The following is a 14,670-nucleotide window of genomic DNA, read 5'->3' on the forward strand; positions in this document are numbered from 1 at the left end:
TTCATTGCTCCGAAGAGGGGGCGAAGGTCTTCTGCATGCCGCTCCAGCAGGCATCATAGTCGCGCTGCAGTTGCGGACAATCGAGGGCGAAGCGGCTGGGGCGCAGCACGCGGCCGGTCTCGAACATGAAGGCCATGGTGTGATCGATCTTGTGCGGTTTCAGGTCGGCGGCGATGGCCTGCCGGGTGGTGGCGTTGTCCGGACCGTGGGCGCTCATGCAGTTGTGCAGCGAGGCGCCGCCGGGGACGAAGCCGTCGGCCTTGGCGTCGTACACGCCCTGGATCAGACCCATGAATTCGTTCATCAGGTTGCGGTGGAACCACGGCGGACGGAAGGTGCTCTCGGCCACCATCCAGCGCGGCGGGAAGATCACGAAGTCCATGTTGGCCATGCCGTGGGTGTCGCTGGGCGAGGTGAGCACGGTGAAGATGGACGGGTCGGGGTGGTCGAAGCTCACCGTGCCGATGGTGTTGAAGCGGCGCAGGTCGTACTTGTAGGGCACGTTGTTGCCGTGCCAGGCGACCACGTCCAGCGGCGAATGGTCGAGGGTGGTGGCCCAGAGTTCGCCGAGGAATTTCTGCACCAGTTGCACCGGGCCTTCGACGTCCTCGTAATGCGCCACCGGGGTGAGGAAGTCGCGCGGGTTGGCCAGGCCGTTGCTGCCGATGGGACCGAGGTCGGGCAGGCGCAGGGCGGCGCCGTGGTTCTCCGCCACGTAGCCGGCGGCGGACGCTTCCAGCAGCTCGACGCGGAAGCGCATGCCGCGCGGGATCACGGAGATCTCCAGCGGTTCGACTTCCAATACGCCCAGTTCGGTGACCAGTCGCAGGCGGCCGGCTTGCGGCACGATCAGCAGCTCGCCATCGGCGTTGAAGAAGGCCCGGCTCATGGAGCGGTTCGCGCGGTAGGCATAGACGCTGACGCCGCTGGTGGCGTCGGCCTCGGCGTTGGCGGCCATGCATAGCAGGCCGTCGACGAAGTCGGTAGGCTCCTGCGGCATCTCGAAACTGTTCCAGCGCAGGCGATTGGGCGTGACCGGGCCCAGGGCTGTGCCGGTGATCTGCCGTTCCAGGCGCTCGTAGCGCGGGTGCGCGGCGGACGGACGGATGCGGTACAGCCAGGTGCGCCGGGCCTCGCTGCGCTGGACGGTGAAGGCGGTGCCCGAGAGCAGTTCGGCGTAGAGGCCGTAGGGGACGTGCTGCGGTGAGTTCTGCCCGACGGGCAATGCGTTGGGCAGGGCCTCGCTGGCGAATTCGTTGCCGAATCCGGACAGGTAGGCCGGGGCGCGGGAGGCAGTCATGGTGGTTTCACTCTTTTTATCGTAATTGAATTACGATTAACGTAATTTCATGTTGGCAGGCCGTCAAGCCCACCAGGGAGTCCCTTTAAGTTGAAGACCCAGAACGAACCGCAAGAGTCCGCCCCGACGAAGGGCAAGAAGGTGCAGTCCGCCGAGGTCGGCACCGAGATCCTCAAGGCCCTGGCGGACCTGGCGCCGAGCACCTCGCTCAAGCGCCTGGGCGAGTACCTGGAGATGCCGGCGGCCAAGGTTCATCGTTATCTGCAGGCGCTGATCGCCAGCGGTTTCGCCGAGCAGGACCCGGTCACCAACCATTACGGGCTGGGGCGCGAGGCGCTCTACGTGGGCCTGGCGGCGATCCGCCGGCTGGACGTGGTGAAGGTCGCCAGTCCCGCGCTGGCCGAGCTGCGCGACAACCTGGGGCAGACCTGCTTCCTGGCCATCTGGGGCAGCCACGGGCCCACCGTGGTGCAGGTGGAGCCGGCGCAGGGGATGGTCACCCTGGTGACGCAAGTGGGGTCGGTGCTGCCGGTGCACGGGTCGTCCACCGGGCTGGTGTTCGCGGCGTTCCGGCCGGGGCTGGAGGAGGGCGCGGACCGGGGCGTGCTGGAAAGTATTCGTGCCGAGGGGCTGCATTCGATTCACGGGCTGCTGATGCCGGGGGTGAATGCGCTGTCGGTGCCGCTGTTCGCCACCGGACGAGAGCTGGCGGGGGTGATTACGGTGGTAGGGTCGGAGGCGAGTTTTTCGGCCGACGCCCATGGCGAGGCGGCGCGGGTGTTGCTGGCGGCGGCGCGGGAGATCAGTTTGCGTATGGGTGGGACGGTTTAGCGGTTTGGAATCCCGCTGCTCGGATTTGCGATGCGAACGGTTTTTTGTAGGAGCGAGCTTGCTCGCGAACCAACCCCGCTGCGAAGCCGTTCGCGAGCAAGCTCGCTCCTACAGTTACCGCTCCATCCCCGCCCAATCCGTGCCCTGCACCAGCACATCGCTCAGCGCCTGCGCCGCGCTGGAGAGCTTGTGCTCCGCCAGGCAGAACAGCCCGACACGCCGCTCGATGCAGGGTTCGTCGAGGGCCACGCAACGCGCACCCAGTTCCTCCATCTGCTGCCGGCACAGGCGCGGTACGGCGCTCACCCCCAAGCCTTCCGCGACCATCCGGCCAACCGTTACCAACTGATGGCTTTCGAACGCAACCGGCAAGCGCCCGTGGCGCGAGGCCAGTTTGTCTTCCAGGAGCAAACGCACGGCCGACGGGCGTTGCAGGGTGATGAAGGGGGCTTCCAGCAATTGATCCCAGGTGACCTGGCTGCATTGCGCCAAGGGCGAATCCGCCGGCAGCACGGCGACGAAACGGTCGGTGTAGAAGGGCGTGAACACCAGGCCGTCGAGGCTGTCCGGTTCCAGGGCAATACCCAGTTCGACGCGGCGATTGCGCACCATCTCCAGCACCTGCTCGTTGATCACGTCGTGCACGGCCACGTTCACTTTCGGGTGGCGGTCGCGGAAGGTGCGCAGCACGGCGGGCAGCAGGTTGCCGGCGAAGGAGGGCATGGCGGCGATGGAGACCTTGCCCAGTTGCAGGGTGAAGTGCTGGCGCATCAGTTCTTCGGCGTTGTCCCAGTCCGCCAGCAGGCGACGGGCCAGCGGCAGCAGCGTCTCGCCTTCGGGCGTCAGCGCCACGCTGCGGGTGGTGCGCACCAGCAGCTGGCCGCCGAGGGATTCCTCCAGGCTCTTGATCGCCAGGCTCAGCGCCGGCTGTGACAGGTGCAGGCGCTCGCAGGCCTGGGCGAAGCTGAGGCTCTGGGCGACGGCGAGGAAGGCGCGCAGTTGCTTGACTGTCATTGATAAGTAAACCGGATTAATCAATTGGAAAAACAAACTTAACAAATCAGTCTGCGCCGGTGAAGCTGCAACCGCTCTCTGACCGGCTGGTCGGATACCCCAAATAAGAAAGAGGCAGCAGCAACATGGCAGGACTCGACAAGCGTGTAGGCAGTTACGAGGAAGCCCTGGCCGGGCTCACCGACGATATGACGGTGGTGGCTGGTGGTTTCGGCATCTGCGGCATCCCGGAAAACCTCATCGCGCAGATTCGCAAGATGGGCGTGAAGGGCCTGACGGTGGTCTCCAACAATTGCGGCATCGACGGCTTCGGCCTCGGTGTGCTGCTGGAGGACCGCCAGATCCGCAAGATGATCGCGTCCTACGTTGGCGAGAACGCGCTGTTCGAACAGCAGCTGCTGTCCGGTGAACTGGAGGTCGAACTGACCCCGCAGGGCACCCTGGCGGAAAAACTCCGCGCTGGCGGCGCCGGCATCCCGGCCTTCTTCACTGCCACCGGCTACGGCACCCCGGTTGCCGAAGGCAAGGAAGTGCGCGAGTTCGAAGGCCGCCACTACGTGATGGAGCGCGCCATTACCGGCGACTTCGCCATCGTCAAGGGCTGGAAGGCCGACCATTACGGCAACGTCATCTACCGCCACACCGCGCAGAACTTCAATCCGGTAGTCGCCACCGCGGGCCGCATCACAGTGGTCGAGGTGGAGGAGATCGTCGAGCCGGGCGAACTGGACCCGACCCAGATCCACACCCCCGGCATCTACGTCGACCGCATCATCCAAGGCACCTTCGAGAAGCGCATCGAAAAGCGCACCGTTCGTTCCTGAGCCCACCGGACAAGAGAGACAAGAAGATGGCATTGACCCGCGAACAAATGGCTCAGCGCGTGGCGCGCGAGCTGCAGGACGGCTTCTACGTGAACCTGGGCATCGGCATTCCGACCCTGGTCGCCAACTACGTGCCCGAGGGCATGGAAGTGATGCTGCAATCGGAGAACGGCCTGCTCGGCATGGGCGCGTTCCCCACTGAAGACGAAGTGGACGCGGATATGATCAACGCCGGCAAGCAGACCGTCACCGCCGTGAAAGGCGCGTCGATCTTCTCCTCCGCCGAATCCTTCGCGATGATCCGCGGCGGCCACGTCGACCTCACCGTGCTGGGCGCCTTCGAAGTGGACGTGCAGGGCAACATCGCCTCCTGGATGATCCCCGGCAAGCTGGTGAAGGGCATGGGCGGCGCCATGGACCTGGTGGCCGGCGCGGACAACATCATCGTCACCATGACCCACGCCTCCAAGGACGGCGAGTCCAAGCTGCTGGAGCGCTGCTCGCTGCCGCTGACCGGCGCCGGCTGCATCCGCAAGGTGCTCACCGATCTGGCCTACCTGGAAATCGAGGACGGCGCCTTCATCCTGCGCGAGACCGCGCCGGGCGTGAGCATCGCCGAGATCGCCGAAAAGACCGCCGGCCGCCTGATCGTGCCGGACGATGTGAAGGAAATGACTTTCTGACTCACTGATACCCTGTAGGAGCGAGCTTGCTCGCGAACGCTCTGGCTTGGGTGCCTCAGTCGGTTCGCGAGCAAGCTCGCTCCTACAAAGTCCGACCGCCCCGGAGAATTCAGATGCAAGACGTCGTAATTGTTGCCGCCACCCGTACCGCCATTGGCGCCTTCCAGGGCAGCCTGGCGAACATTCCCGCCCATGAGCTGGGCAGCCTGGTCATCCGCTCGCTGCTTGAGCGCAGCGGCGTGAAGCCCGAGCAGATCGACGAAGTGATCCTCGGCCAGGTGCTCACCGCTGGCGCCGGGCAGAACCCCGCTCGCCAGGCTTCCATCGGCGCCGGACTGCCGGTGGAAGTGCCGGCCATGACCATCAACAAGCTCTGCGGCTCGGGCCTGAAATCGCTGTTCCTCGGCGTCCAGGCCATCCGCTGCGGCGACGCCGACGTGGTGATCGCCGGCGGCCAGGAAAGCATGAGCCTTGCACCCTACGTGCTGCCCAAGGCCCGTACCGGCCTGCGCATGGGGCACGCCGAGCTGCAGGACACCCTGCTGCGCGACGGCCTGGTCGACGCCTTCAACGACTACCACATGGGCATCACCGCCGAGAACCTGGCGGAAAAGTTCGGTATCAGCCGTGAGGCGCAGGACGCCTTCGCCGCGCAATCCCAGCTGAAAGCCGCCGCCGCCATCGAAGCCGGTCGCTTCAAGGACGAGATCACCCCGGTGCTGATTCCGCAGCGCAAGGGCGACCCGCTGTCCTTCGACACCGACGAGCAGCCGCGCGCCGGCACCACCGCCGAGTCCCTGGCCAAGCTCAAGCCGGCGTTCAAGAAGGACGGCACCGTCACCGCCGGCAACGCCTCCACCCTTAACGACGGCGCCGCCGCCGTGCTGCTGATGAGCGCCGAGCGCGCACGCAGTCTGAACCTCCCGGTCCTGGCACGCATCCAAGCCTATGCGAGCAGCGGTGTCGATCCGTCGATCATGGGCATCGCCCCGGTCACCGCCACCCGTCGTTGCCTGGAAAAGGCCGGCTGGTCGCTGGACGAGGTCGAGCTGATCGAAGCCAACGAGGCCTTCGCCGCCCAGGCGCTGTCGGTCGGCAAGGAGCTGGGCTGGAACGCCGAGAAGGTCAACGTCAACGGCGGCGCCGTCGCCCTGGGCCACCCCATCGGTGCCTCGGGCTGCCGCGTGCTGGTGACGCTGCTCCACGAAATGCTGCGCCGCGATGCCAGGAAAGGTCTGGCGACCCTGTGCATCGGTGGCGGCCAGGGTGTCGCCCTGGCACTGGCGCGCGACTGACGGCCGCGCGCAACGCGTTATTGGCGAGTTCCGGGCCTGGTTCCCCGACCGGCCCGGTCAGCGTGATGGGAGGTGGCGACACCGACAGACGGCATCACGGTTGAACGGGCCAGGCGATGTTCCCCGGCATCCGCCAAGGTCCTTGCGTCACCGCCCGGCCCCACGCAGGCCGGGCGGTTTTTCATTCCAGAACGGGCATGTCACAAGCGCCCTTCGACGATGGACCATTACAAGAACAACGAGGTAGACCCTTATGAATTCCCACGTGCACACCTCCGGCACGGCCTTGCAGGACAGCCGCTCCGCGCGCTTCGCCATGGCCTGTTCCAACTGGGCCGAGCGCTGGTTCCCCGACTCCTGGGTGTTCGCGGCCCTCGCGGTGCTGATCGTCAGCGTCGCCGCCCTGGCCATGGGGGCGCCGGCCACTGCCACGGCCAAGGCCTTCGGCGATGGCTTCTGGAGCCTGATTCCCTTTACCATGCAGATGGCCTTCGTGGTCATCGGTGGCTATGTGGTGGCCAGCTCCGGCCCCGCCTCCCGACTCATCGACCTGTTCGCCCGCGTGCCGAAGAACGGCCGCTCGGCGGTGGCCTGGGTCGCGCTGATCTCCATGACTGCATCGCTGCTCAACTGGGGCCTGTCCCTGGTATTCGGCGGCCTGCTGGTACGCGCCCTGGCGCGCCGCGAAGACCTGAAGATGGACTACCGCGCCGCCGGCGCCGCTGCCTACCTGGGTCTGGGCGCCGTATGGGCGTTGGGGCTGTCGTCCTCCGCCGCGCAGCTGCAGGCCAACCCGGCCAGCCTGCCGCCGTCGATCCTGGCGATCACCGGCGTCATCCCATTCACCGAGACCATCTTCCTCTGGCAGTCGGGCGTGATGTTGCTGGCCCTGGTGCTGGTATCGCTGGTCATCGCCTACATGACCGCTCCCGGCGCCAGCAGCGCCCGTGACGCCAAGGCCTGCGGCGTGGACGTCAGCTTCGCGGCGCCGAGCACGCCCAAGCCGAGCCGCCCGGGCGAGTGGCTGGAGCACAGCCCGCTGTTGATCCTGCTGCTGGTGGCGCTGGCTGCCGGTTGGCTGGTCAACGAGTTCAGCACCAAGCCGGCGATCCTGGCGATTTCCGGCCTGAACACCTACAACCTGCTGTTCATCATGGTTGGCGCGCTGCTGCACTGGCGCCCGCGCAGCTTCCTCGACGCCGTGGCCCGCGCCGTGCCGACCACCACCGGGGTGCTGATCCAGTTCCCGCTGTACGGCTCCATCGCGGCGATCCTCACCACCGTGAAAGGCGGCGACGGCTCGACCCTGGCGCACCACATCTCCACCTTCTTCGTGCAGATCGCCTCCCACGACACCTATGCGCTGCTGATGGGCGTGTACTCCGCCGTGCTGGGTTTCTTCATCCCTTCCGGCGGTGGCAAGTGGATCATCGAGGCGCCCTATGTGATGCAGGTGGCCAATGACCTGCAGTTCCACCTGGGCTGGGCGGTGCAGATCTACAACGCCGCCGAGGCGCTGCCGAACCTGATCAACCCGTTCTACATGCTGCCGCTGCTGGGCGTACTGGGCCTGAAGGCGCGCGACCTGATCGGGTTCAGCTTCGTGCAGTTGCTGGTTCACGTGCCGCTGGTGCTGTTCCTGCTCTGGGCGCTGGGCACCACCCTGCAATACCTGCCACCGGTACAGCCGTAGCCACGCGCTCGGCGCTGGGGACGGCGAGCCCGGATGTCTTTTGGCATTCGGGCTTTTTTATGGGGGATGCTTTGGTATATGGCCAAGCTCGATCAGGGCGATGCGGCGGGCGAGGCGGGGTGTTATGTAATGGAGAGCTTGAGCGATCGGTAGGAGCGGACTTTGTCCGCGATGCTTTTGCTTTTCGTAGGGCGAATAATGCCTAAGGCGTTATCCGCCGTCTTGTTCGGTGTTTCCGCGCCGCTTCGGCGTGTGTTGATGTATTTGGTTTCGCCCCCTCGGGCGACCTACTTTGCCAAACGACGCAAAGTAGGCAAAAGTCTCTGCCCCTGCATCCGGTTTTTCGCTTAGGCGAAAAATTCCCTCGCTCCATCGAAGTTTCAGGGGCACGCGTCGACGGGCCATCCCTGGCCCAACGACGCTCTCGCGGCATCCATGCCGCTCAACCCCTGAAACTCCGATTCCACTCGGCCTCCTGAAGGGGCGCTCCGGAGTGCGCGGATGTTTCTCTGGAAGTCCTCAATAGCCAGAGCCAATGCGGGGGCACGGCGCCCGTAGGAGCGGACCTTGTCCGCGAAAGCCATCGCGGCGAAATCCGCGCTGACAGGGCAGCACCCGGGTTTGTCGCCAACCTGTAGGAGCGAGCTTGCTCGCGAACCACGGCTAATCGCGGACGGAGTCCGCTCCTACAAGAGCCACATGTATCCGTAGGAGCGGACTCCGTCCGCGATGCTCTTGTAGGGCGAATAACGCGCAGCGTTATCCGCCGTGATGGGTTTCGCTTCGCTCTACGCCATCCTACGAAGCACACCCACAGTCCCCGGCGCGCGCAGAGTCCCGTCAGGAGGCCGAGTGGAGGTATTGCGCAGAGGGGCGAGTGGGATGGATGCCGCGAGACGACTAGGCGTCCCCGCTAAGAGGGCCAGGGATGTCCCTTCTACGCCGCCCCTCGGAGCAATGCCGGAGCGAGGGAAACGGAGCGAAGCGAAGTAACAGCCGAAGGCTGGCCCGAAGGGTGAGCGAAGCGAATCAGTCCGGCGAAGCCGGACCCGGATGCCGGGACGAGCCTTCTTGGTTACTTCTTTGGGGGGCGGCCTTCCGACGTTTGAAAGCAGTAACTCGCCCGAGGGGGGCGAAACAAGAAATATCCGAGCACGCCGAAGCGGCGCAGGAACACCCAACCCTAAAACGGCAGATAACGCCAGAGGCTTTATACGCCCTACGTTCCCGCTCATGCCCTGCGTAGGAGCCGACCTAGAACCCACTCTCCCGCAACGCCACCGCCAGCAGCCGGGTAACACCTTCCCCCAGCCAACTGCGCCGCGCTCCATCGATCTGCAGGTGCCCCCGCGTCTCGTGCAGGTTCGGCGGAGCCGCATCGAGCTTCACCAGCACATGGAACAGCGCCGGGTTGGGCACCAGCGCCTCGCCCTGGGCGTTGACGTTCAGCGGGCCGCCGTAACGCGAGGCGAGCATCGGTTGCTCCAGCTGGCTGACGCGGGTGGTGCCGATCAGCACTACCTGGCCGTCGATGGCGCTCGGTACGCCTTCGGGGTAGAAGCGCACATGGCCGCCGTCGGTGAGGCGCTGCACCTCGTCCTGCTTGACGTAGGCGTCCACCAGCCAGGAACTCGGGTCGACCAGCACGCCGATGGGCTCGCGGGTGTTGATCCACTGGCCGGCCTTCCATTCCGGGTTCACGTCCATCCAGCGGCCGTCGAAGGGTGCCTGCAGCGTGAGGCGGGCCATCTCGTTGCGGGCGGCGCGGGCTTGCTGGTATTCGACGCCCAGGCGCTGGCGGGTGACGGCTTCCTCGGAGAGCCCCGACGGGTCGGCGAGCATGCCGGCCAGACGGCCTTCGTAGCCTCGGATGCTGGCCTCGCTGCCGCGTACCTTGGCGGCAATGTCGGGCTCCTCCATCACCGCCAGGGTCTCGCCCCTGGTTACTGCGCCGCCGGGGCGCACGTGGCGCAGCAGCGCAGGGAAGGGCGCGTAGACGTGCAACTGCTGCGCCGCGCGGGCCACGCCCATGGCGTGCACCTGGGTACGCCAGGGCACCGCGAGCAGGAGCAGCACCGCGGCGAGAATCCCCAGGAACACCACCTTGCGCCGCGACTTCACTTCCGCGCGGCGCTCCCACCAGACCTTGAGTTCGCGCCACACGGGCTGAACGATGAACCAGCTGATTTCCACGGCGAACAGGAAGATCCCCAGCAGTTTGAAGAAGAAGTAGTAGACCGCCACGGCGATGCCGAGGAACAGCAGCAGGCGATAGACCCAGGTACCGAAGGCGAAGGCCACCAGCAGGCGGCGCTTGCCGGTGGGGAAGTGCTCCGGCCAGGGCTCGTCCAGCCCCAGCAGGTTGCGTCGCAGCGCGGTGCGGGCCAGGGCGCCGGCGCGTTCGTGCAGGTTGGGGAAGTCCAGCAGGTCGGAGAAGATGAAGTAGCCGTCGAAGCGCATGAACGGGCTGGCGTTCAGCGCCAGGGACAGCGCCCAGCTGGTGGTGGCGAGGTACAGCAGGGCATTGCGCAGCGGACCCGGATCGGCCAGCGCCCAGCCCAGCGTCGACAGTCCGGCCAGGCCCAGCTCGGTGACGATCCCCGCGCTGGCGATCGCCAGGCGCTGGCGGTTGCTGCGCAGCTTCCAGCTTTCCCCGGTGTCGGTGTAGAGCATCGGCCACATCACCACGAAGGCGACGCCCATGTGCGCCACCTTCAATCCCAGCCGCGTCGCCACCAGGGCATGGCCCATCTCGTGCAGCGTCTTGGCCACCACCAGGGCGGCGGCGAAGCTGAGCAGGCCTTCGAAGGAGAAGGACTCCACCACGTCATGGGTGAAGGTGTCCCACTGGTGCGCCACCAGCACGATGCCGGCCAGGCTCAGGAGCAGCACCAGCAGCGCCACGTAGCGGTTGAACAGCCAGTCCAGGCTGCCGGCGATGGCGCGCAGGAAGCGCTGCGGGCGGATCAGCGGAATGCGGAAGAACAGGTAGTGGTGCAGCCACCACTTCCAGGTGGTCCACTGGTTGCCTTCGCTGCGGGCCTGCAGGCGTGCCAGGGCTTCGGGGCCCGAGCGCAGCAGTTGGTGGTGTTCGAGGAACTGGCGAAAGTCCAGCACCTGTTCGGCGTCGGGGTTGAGCGCGGTCTGCTCGGCGATCTGCTCGCTGATCTGCCGGGGTGTCTGCTCCCAGCGCAGCAGGCATTCGAACTCCAGCCAGCCGATGCGGTAGAAGCGGTTGAGCACGCTGTCCTGGATCACCCATACCGGCTCGCCGTCCGGGCCGGGGGCGGCTTCGGACAGGCGCAGGTCGTCGCGCAGCGGCGGGGTGGGCAGGTCTTCGACGGCGACGTCCATCACCAGCCCGTCCAGGCGCGCAGCGAGGCCAGCGGCCGGCGCAGCAGGTAGTAGCCGAGCACCACGCGCTCGCCATAGAGCTTGGCCGTGCCGTGCAGGCCGAGGCGGGCGTGGGGCGGGGCGTTCTCGACGCTGGCCAGCAGACGGTAGGAGGCCACGCCTTCGTCGCTGGGCTTGGCCTGGTAGCTGGTTTCGAGGATGGCCCCGTGCAGCGGGTCGAGGGGGTAGGCGGTGAGGAACAGCGCGACTTTCGCCCCCGGCTCCAGGGCGATGGCGTCGGCCACCGGCAGCTGGATGCGCATGCCCGGTTCGCTCGGGTCGGCCACCTGGAGGATGCGTTCGCCGGTGACCACCGGCTTGCCCAGCCAGTCGTTGGGGTCGCTGTACACGGCGACGCCGGCGCGCGGCGAGAGCACCCGGGTGCGCGCCAGTTGTGCCTGCACGGCGGCCAGTTCGGCGCGGCGCTGGCGGGCGCGGCCATCGAGCACGGTCAGTTCGCTCTTGCTCTGCGGGTTGTCGAAGGCGCGCTGGCTGGCGGCCAGGAGTTCGGCGTCGGCTACCGCGACTTCCTTGGCCAGCACGTCGGCGCGGCTGCGCAGGGTGGTTTCGTCGAGTTCGAACAAGGGCGTGCCGACGTCCACCGGCTGGTTGGGCCGCACCAGCATCCGGGCGATCACCCCGTCGATGGGCGAGCTGATTGCCTGGGCGTTGCGCGAGACCACCTCGGCCGGCGCCAGGGCGGTCTGCCGTACCGGGACCAGCAGCAGCGCGCCGAGGGCGAGCGCGCCGATGAGCAGCTGGCGCTTGCTCGGCCGCCAGAAGCGCAGACGCGGGCGTGGACCGAAGGCGGCCCAGGCGTGCGCCCAGGTCTGCCAGATGCCTTGCAGCAGCGGTTGCAGGTTGCGCGCGGGGGCTTCGTCGAGGAGGAACAGCACCAGCCCCTGGCGTTGCCCGGCGCGGTCGTGCAGTGGCACGCACCAGAGCCCGGCGGGCCACCACTCGGCCCAGCCTTCGGCGATGTCCGGCGGCGGGTCGAGGGCCTCGCGGGCGAGCCAGGCCGGCGCGGCGTCGGGCAGTTGCGCGGCGATCCACTGGCTGGCGCGTTCCAGCCAGACCAGGTAGGGCGAGTCTTCCGTGGGCTTGGCCAGGCCGGAGACGGCCAGCAACTCGTTGCGCGTGTCGTGGCAGGCGAACACCAGTGCCTGGTGGAAGCGCAGCAGCGGGAACAGATCGTTGGCGATGCTGAACGCCAGGGCGTTCAGCGAGTCGGCCGCCAGCGCCCGGTCGCGTACGTTGGCCAGGCTCAGCAGCAGCTGGGGTGGAGGCAGCAGCTCACTCATGGCTTTCGGGGAAGCGCGCGACCCCACTCATGCCGGCGATCAGTTCGGGGTAGCTGGCATCCAGCTTGGCCTCCAGTTCCACGGTCTGCGCTACGGCGTCGACCCGCGCGTTGATCGCGCTGACCTTGGCCGGGTAGAGCTTGCCGGTTTCGTGGATGTCCACCTGCAGCGGCATGCCCGGTTGCAGGCGCGGCAGCAGGGAGGAGGGCACGTTGAGGCGGACCTTCAGGGCGCCGTCGCTGACCAGGTCGAACAGCGGCGTGCCGGCGGAGACGGTCTGGTACGGCTTGACGTAGACCTTGGCGATGCGCCCGGAGAAGGGCGCGTCGACCAGGCAGTAGCCGGCCTGGGCGCGGGCCAGGGTGAGGGCGCCATCGGCCTTTTCCACCTCGGTGTTGGCCATGGCCACTTCCAGATCGCCCACGGCGTCGAGCTTGCGCAGGTTGCGCTTGGCCGCGAGGTTGGCGCGGGCCATGTTCAGCTCGGCGGCGGCGACCTTGGCGCGGGCGTTCACTTCGGTGCAGCCCAGCTGGGCGAGCTGCGCGTCCTTGGCAACCTTCTCGCCGAGGCTGGCCTTGAGCGCGCCGAGGGTGCCGTTCATCTGCGCGGAGAGGGTGGTTTCCAGGTCGGAGACCAGCAGCACGCGGATCGCCCCCGGATCGTTGTCCGGGGTCGTCGGCAGGGTGGCGCTGGCGTCGGCAGCCAGAGCCGGCTGCAGGAACATCAGGCAGAGCGGGAGGAACAGGTACGACGATTTACTGCGCAGGTGCGGCATTGGCGCTTCCTTCCTGACTACCAAGGCCACTGCTGGCCAGAAGGTTGGTGCTGGATTGCTGTTCGAGGGTGCGCTGGATTTCCCGTGCGAGGGTCTTCACGTCGTGGTTCTCGATTTCCTTGGGCATCACTTCGAAGCCCACCGAGTTGTACAGCCGGCCCCAGGCGGCCTGGGCGTCGGAGTAGGCGGCCTCCCGTTGGTAGCGCGAGAGCAGGTAGCGGCCTTCGGCGCGGATCAGCTCCAGCTCGCTGCCCAGGGCGGCGCCACGGGCGGACTGGGCGTAGTCGAGCAGGCTCTTGTCAACCCGCAGGCTTTCGTCGGCGAATTCCACCTCCTGGCGCGCCAGTTGGTAGCGCAGCAGGCCGACGCGGACCTGGGTGAGGATGGCCATGGACAGCGCGGTGCGGCGCATGTCGTCGGTCTTCTCCTGGCTCTCCTCGGCGGCCTTGATGTCCGGGTACTGCAGCAGGCGCAGCAGGTTCATCGAAACCTGGACGCCGGTCTGGTTCCAGTCGTTGTTGTAGAGGTACTTGTTGGAGTCGTACTCGTAGCCGTAGTTGAAGCTGATGTTGGGCCACAGCTGCGCCTTGGCGATCTTCAGATCGTTCATGTCGACGCGCTTGCGGTACCACTCTTCCATGATCTCCGGGCGGTGCTCCAGGGACAGGCGCTCCAGCTGGTCGGTGTTGTTGGTCACCAGCGGCAGCGGCTGCTCGCTGACGTCGGCGAGCACCATCTTGGTGTTGGGCGGCAGCGACATCAGGGCGGCCAGTTCGGCGCGGGCGAACTCCAGGTCCTGGCGGCGCACGGTGAGCATGTACACCGAGTCGAGCAGGGCGCGCTGGTAGGCGAGGATATCCTGGCGCGGCAGCAGGCCCTTGCCCTCGGCCTCGCGGGCGGAGGTCAGGGCGCGGTGGGTGCGCATCAGCAGGCCGTCCACTTCCGGCAGCAGGCGCTGGGCGCCCAGGGCGCGCCAGTAGGCGTTGCGCACGTCCTGCAGGACGTTCTGCGCGACCTTCTCGCGGCGCTCTTCGGCCATCAGCATCTGGTCGTTCTTCTGCTGGGTGCGGTAGTAGGCGACGCCGAAGTCCAGCAGGCTCCACGACAGGCCGAGGCTGTACAGCGTGCGGTAGCGTTCCTCGGAGGTGGAGGGCCGCAAGCTGACCTGGCGGTCCTCGATGCCGATGGAGGTGCCGCCTGAGTCATTGTTGCGCCCGGCGTAGCCGGCGGAGGCCACCACGCGCGGCAGCATCTCGTGACTGGTGACGTCGCGCAGGTCGGAGGCCAGCGCGCTTTCCAGCAGCTTGAGGCGATAGTCGAGGTTGTATTTCAACGCGCGCGCCGAGGCTTCGTAGAAGGTGATCGGCCCGTTCACCGGCTCCTGTTCCTTGTACATCCGCGCCTGGTCTTCGATGACCCGCTGGCGCATCTCGTCCTGGGTGTAGGGCTTGGGCTCGAACTGCGAGCAGGCGGCCAGCAGTACGGTACTGGCGATCGTGGCGCTCAGGCATTTCAGGGCGTATGCGGGCATGTTCAGTCCTTGGTCCTTCCGTGATTTTTG

General features: G+C 66.8%; 11 protein-coding genes. 5 read left to right on the forward strand and 6 right to left on the reverse strand.

Annotated features, from left to right (window positions below):
• Position 1: 1 nt before the first annotated feature.
• Positions 2-1,300 carry a homogentisate 1,2-dioxygenase gene (gene hmgA / locus O6P39_RS12460; RefSeq protein WP_275611630.1) on the reverse strand — a complete coding sequence of 433 codons (1,299 nt, stop codon included), beginning with the start codon at positions 1,298-1,300 and terminating at the stop codon, positions 2-4.
• Between the two features lie 90 nt (positions 1,301-1,390).
• Between hmgA and O6P39_RS12465 the strand changes: the two genes are divergently transcribed.
• Positions 1,391-2,131, forward strand: coding sequence for an IclR family transcriptional regulator (locus O6P39_RS12465; RefSeq protein ID WP_275611631.1), 741 nt, complete (start codon positions 1,391-1,393; stop codon positions 2,129-2,131).
• A 114-nt stretch (positions 2,132-2,245) separates the two neighbouring features.
• Here O6P39_RS12465 and O6P39_RS12470 read toward each other — a convergent pair whose 3' ends face one another.
• Positions 2,246-3,145 (reverse strand): LysR family transcriptional regulator, encoded by a 900-nt coding sequence (locus tag O6P39_RS12470; RefSeq protein ID WP_275611632.1) that lies wholly within the window; start codon positions 3,143-3,145, stop codon positions 2,246-2,248.
• Between the two features lie 125 nt (positions 3,146-3,270).
• On the opposite strand from O6P39_RS12470, the gene O6P39_RS12475 reads away from it, so the two are divergent.
• From O6P39_RS12475 to O6P39_RS12490, 4 genes are all read left to right on the forward strand, one after another.
• Positions 3,271-3,969, forward strand: a complete 699-nt coding sequence (locus O6P39_RS12475) for a CoA transferase subunit A (RefSeq protein WP_275611633.1) — start codon at positions 3,271-3,273, stop codon at positions 3,967-3,969.
• A gap of 26 nt (positions 3,970-3,995) precedes the next feature.
• The gene (locus tag O6P39_RS12480) at positions 3,996-4,652 is read left to right on the forward strand and encodes a CoA transferase subunit B (RefSeq protein WP_275611634.1); all 657 of its coding nucleotides are present in this window, start codon (positions 3,996-3,998) and stop codon (positions 4,650-4,652) included.
• Positions 4,653-4,765: 113 nt separating this feature from the next.
• Positions 4,766-5,947 (forward strand): acetyl-CoA C-acetyltransferase, encoded by a 1,182-nt coding sequence (locus tag O6P39_RS12485; protein WP_275611635.1) that lies wholly within the window; start codon positions 4,766-4,768, stop codon positions 5,945-5,947.
• 253 nt (positions 5,948-6,200) lie between these two features.
• On the forward strand, positions 6,201-7,640 hold the full coding sequence (locus O6P39_RS12490) for a TIGR00366 family protein (RefSeq protein WP_275611636.1): 1,440 nt from the start codon (positions 6,201-6,203) through the stop codon (positions 7,638-7,640).
• 1,254 nt (positions 7,641-8,894) lie between these two features.
• Here O6P39_RS12490 and O6P39_RS12495 read toward each other — a convergent pair.
• From O6P39_RS12495 to O6P39_RS12510, 4 genes are read right to left on the reverse strand one after another with little or no spacing between them, the layout of a single operon-like run.
• Positions 8,895-10,994 (reverse strand): HlyD family efflux transporter periplasmic adaptor subunit, encoded by a 2,100-nt coding sequence (locus O6P39_RS12495; protein WP_275611637.1) that lies wholly within the window; start codon positions 10,992-10,994, stop codon positions 8,895-8,897.
• On the reverse strand, positions 10,994-12,334 hold the full coding sequence (locus O6P39_RS12500; protein WP_275611638.1) for an HlyD family efflux transporter periplasmic adaptor subunit: 1,341 nt from the start codon (positions 12,332-12,334) through the stop codon (positions 10,994-10,996). Before O6P39_RS12500 ends, O6P39_RS12495 begins: the two co-directional genes overlap by 1 nt.
• The gene (locus tag O6P39_RS12505; RefSeq protein ID WP_275611639.1) at positions 12,327-13,109 is read right to left on the reverse strand and encodes an efflux RND transporter periplasmic adaptor subunit; all 783 of its coding nucleotides are present in this window, start codon (positions 13,107-13,109) and stop codon (positions 12,327-12,329) included. Before O6P39_RS12505 ends, O6P39_RS12500 begins: the two co-directional genes overlap by 8 nt.
• Positions 13,090-14,640, reverse strand: coding sequence for a TolC family protein (locus O6P39_RS12510; RefSeq protein ID WP_275611640.1), 1,551 nt, complete (start codon positions 14,638-14,640; stop codon positions 13,090-13,092). Before O6P39_RS12510 ends, O6P39_RS12505 begins: the two co-directional genes overlap by 20 nt.
• Positions 14,641-14,670 lie beyond the last annotated feature (30 nt).

Source organism: Pseudomonas sp. PSE14 (assembly GCF_029203285.1).
GTDB lineage: Bacteria > Pseudomonadota > Gammaproteobacteria > Pseudomonadales > Pseudomonadaceae > Pseudomonas.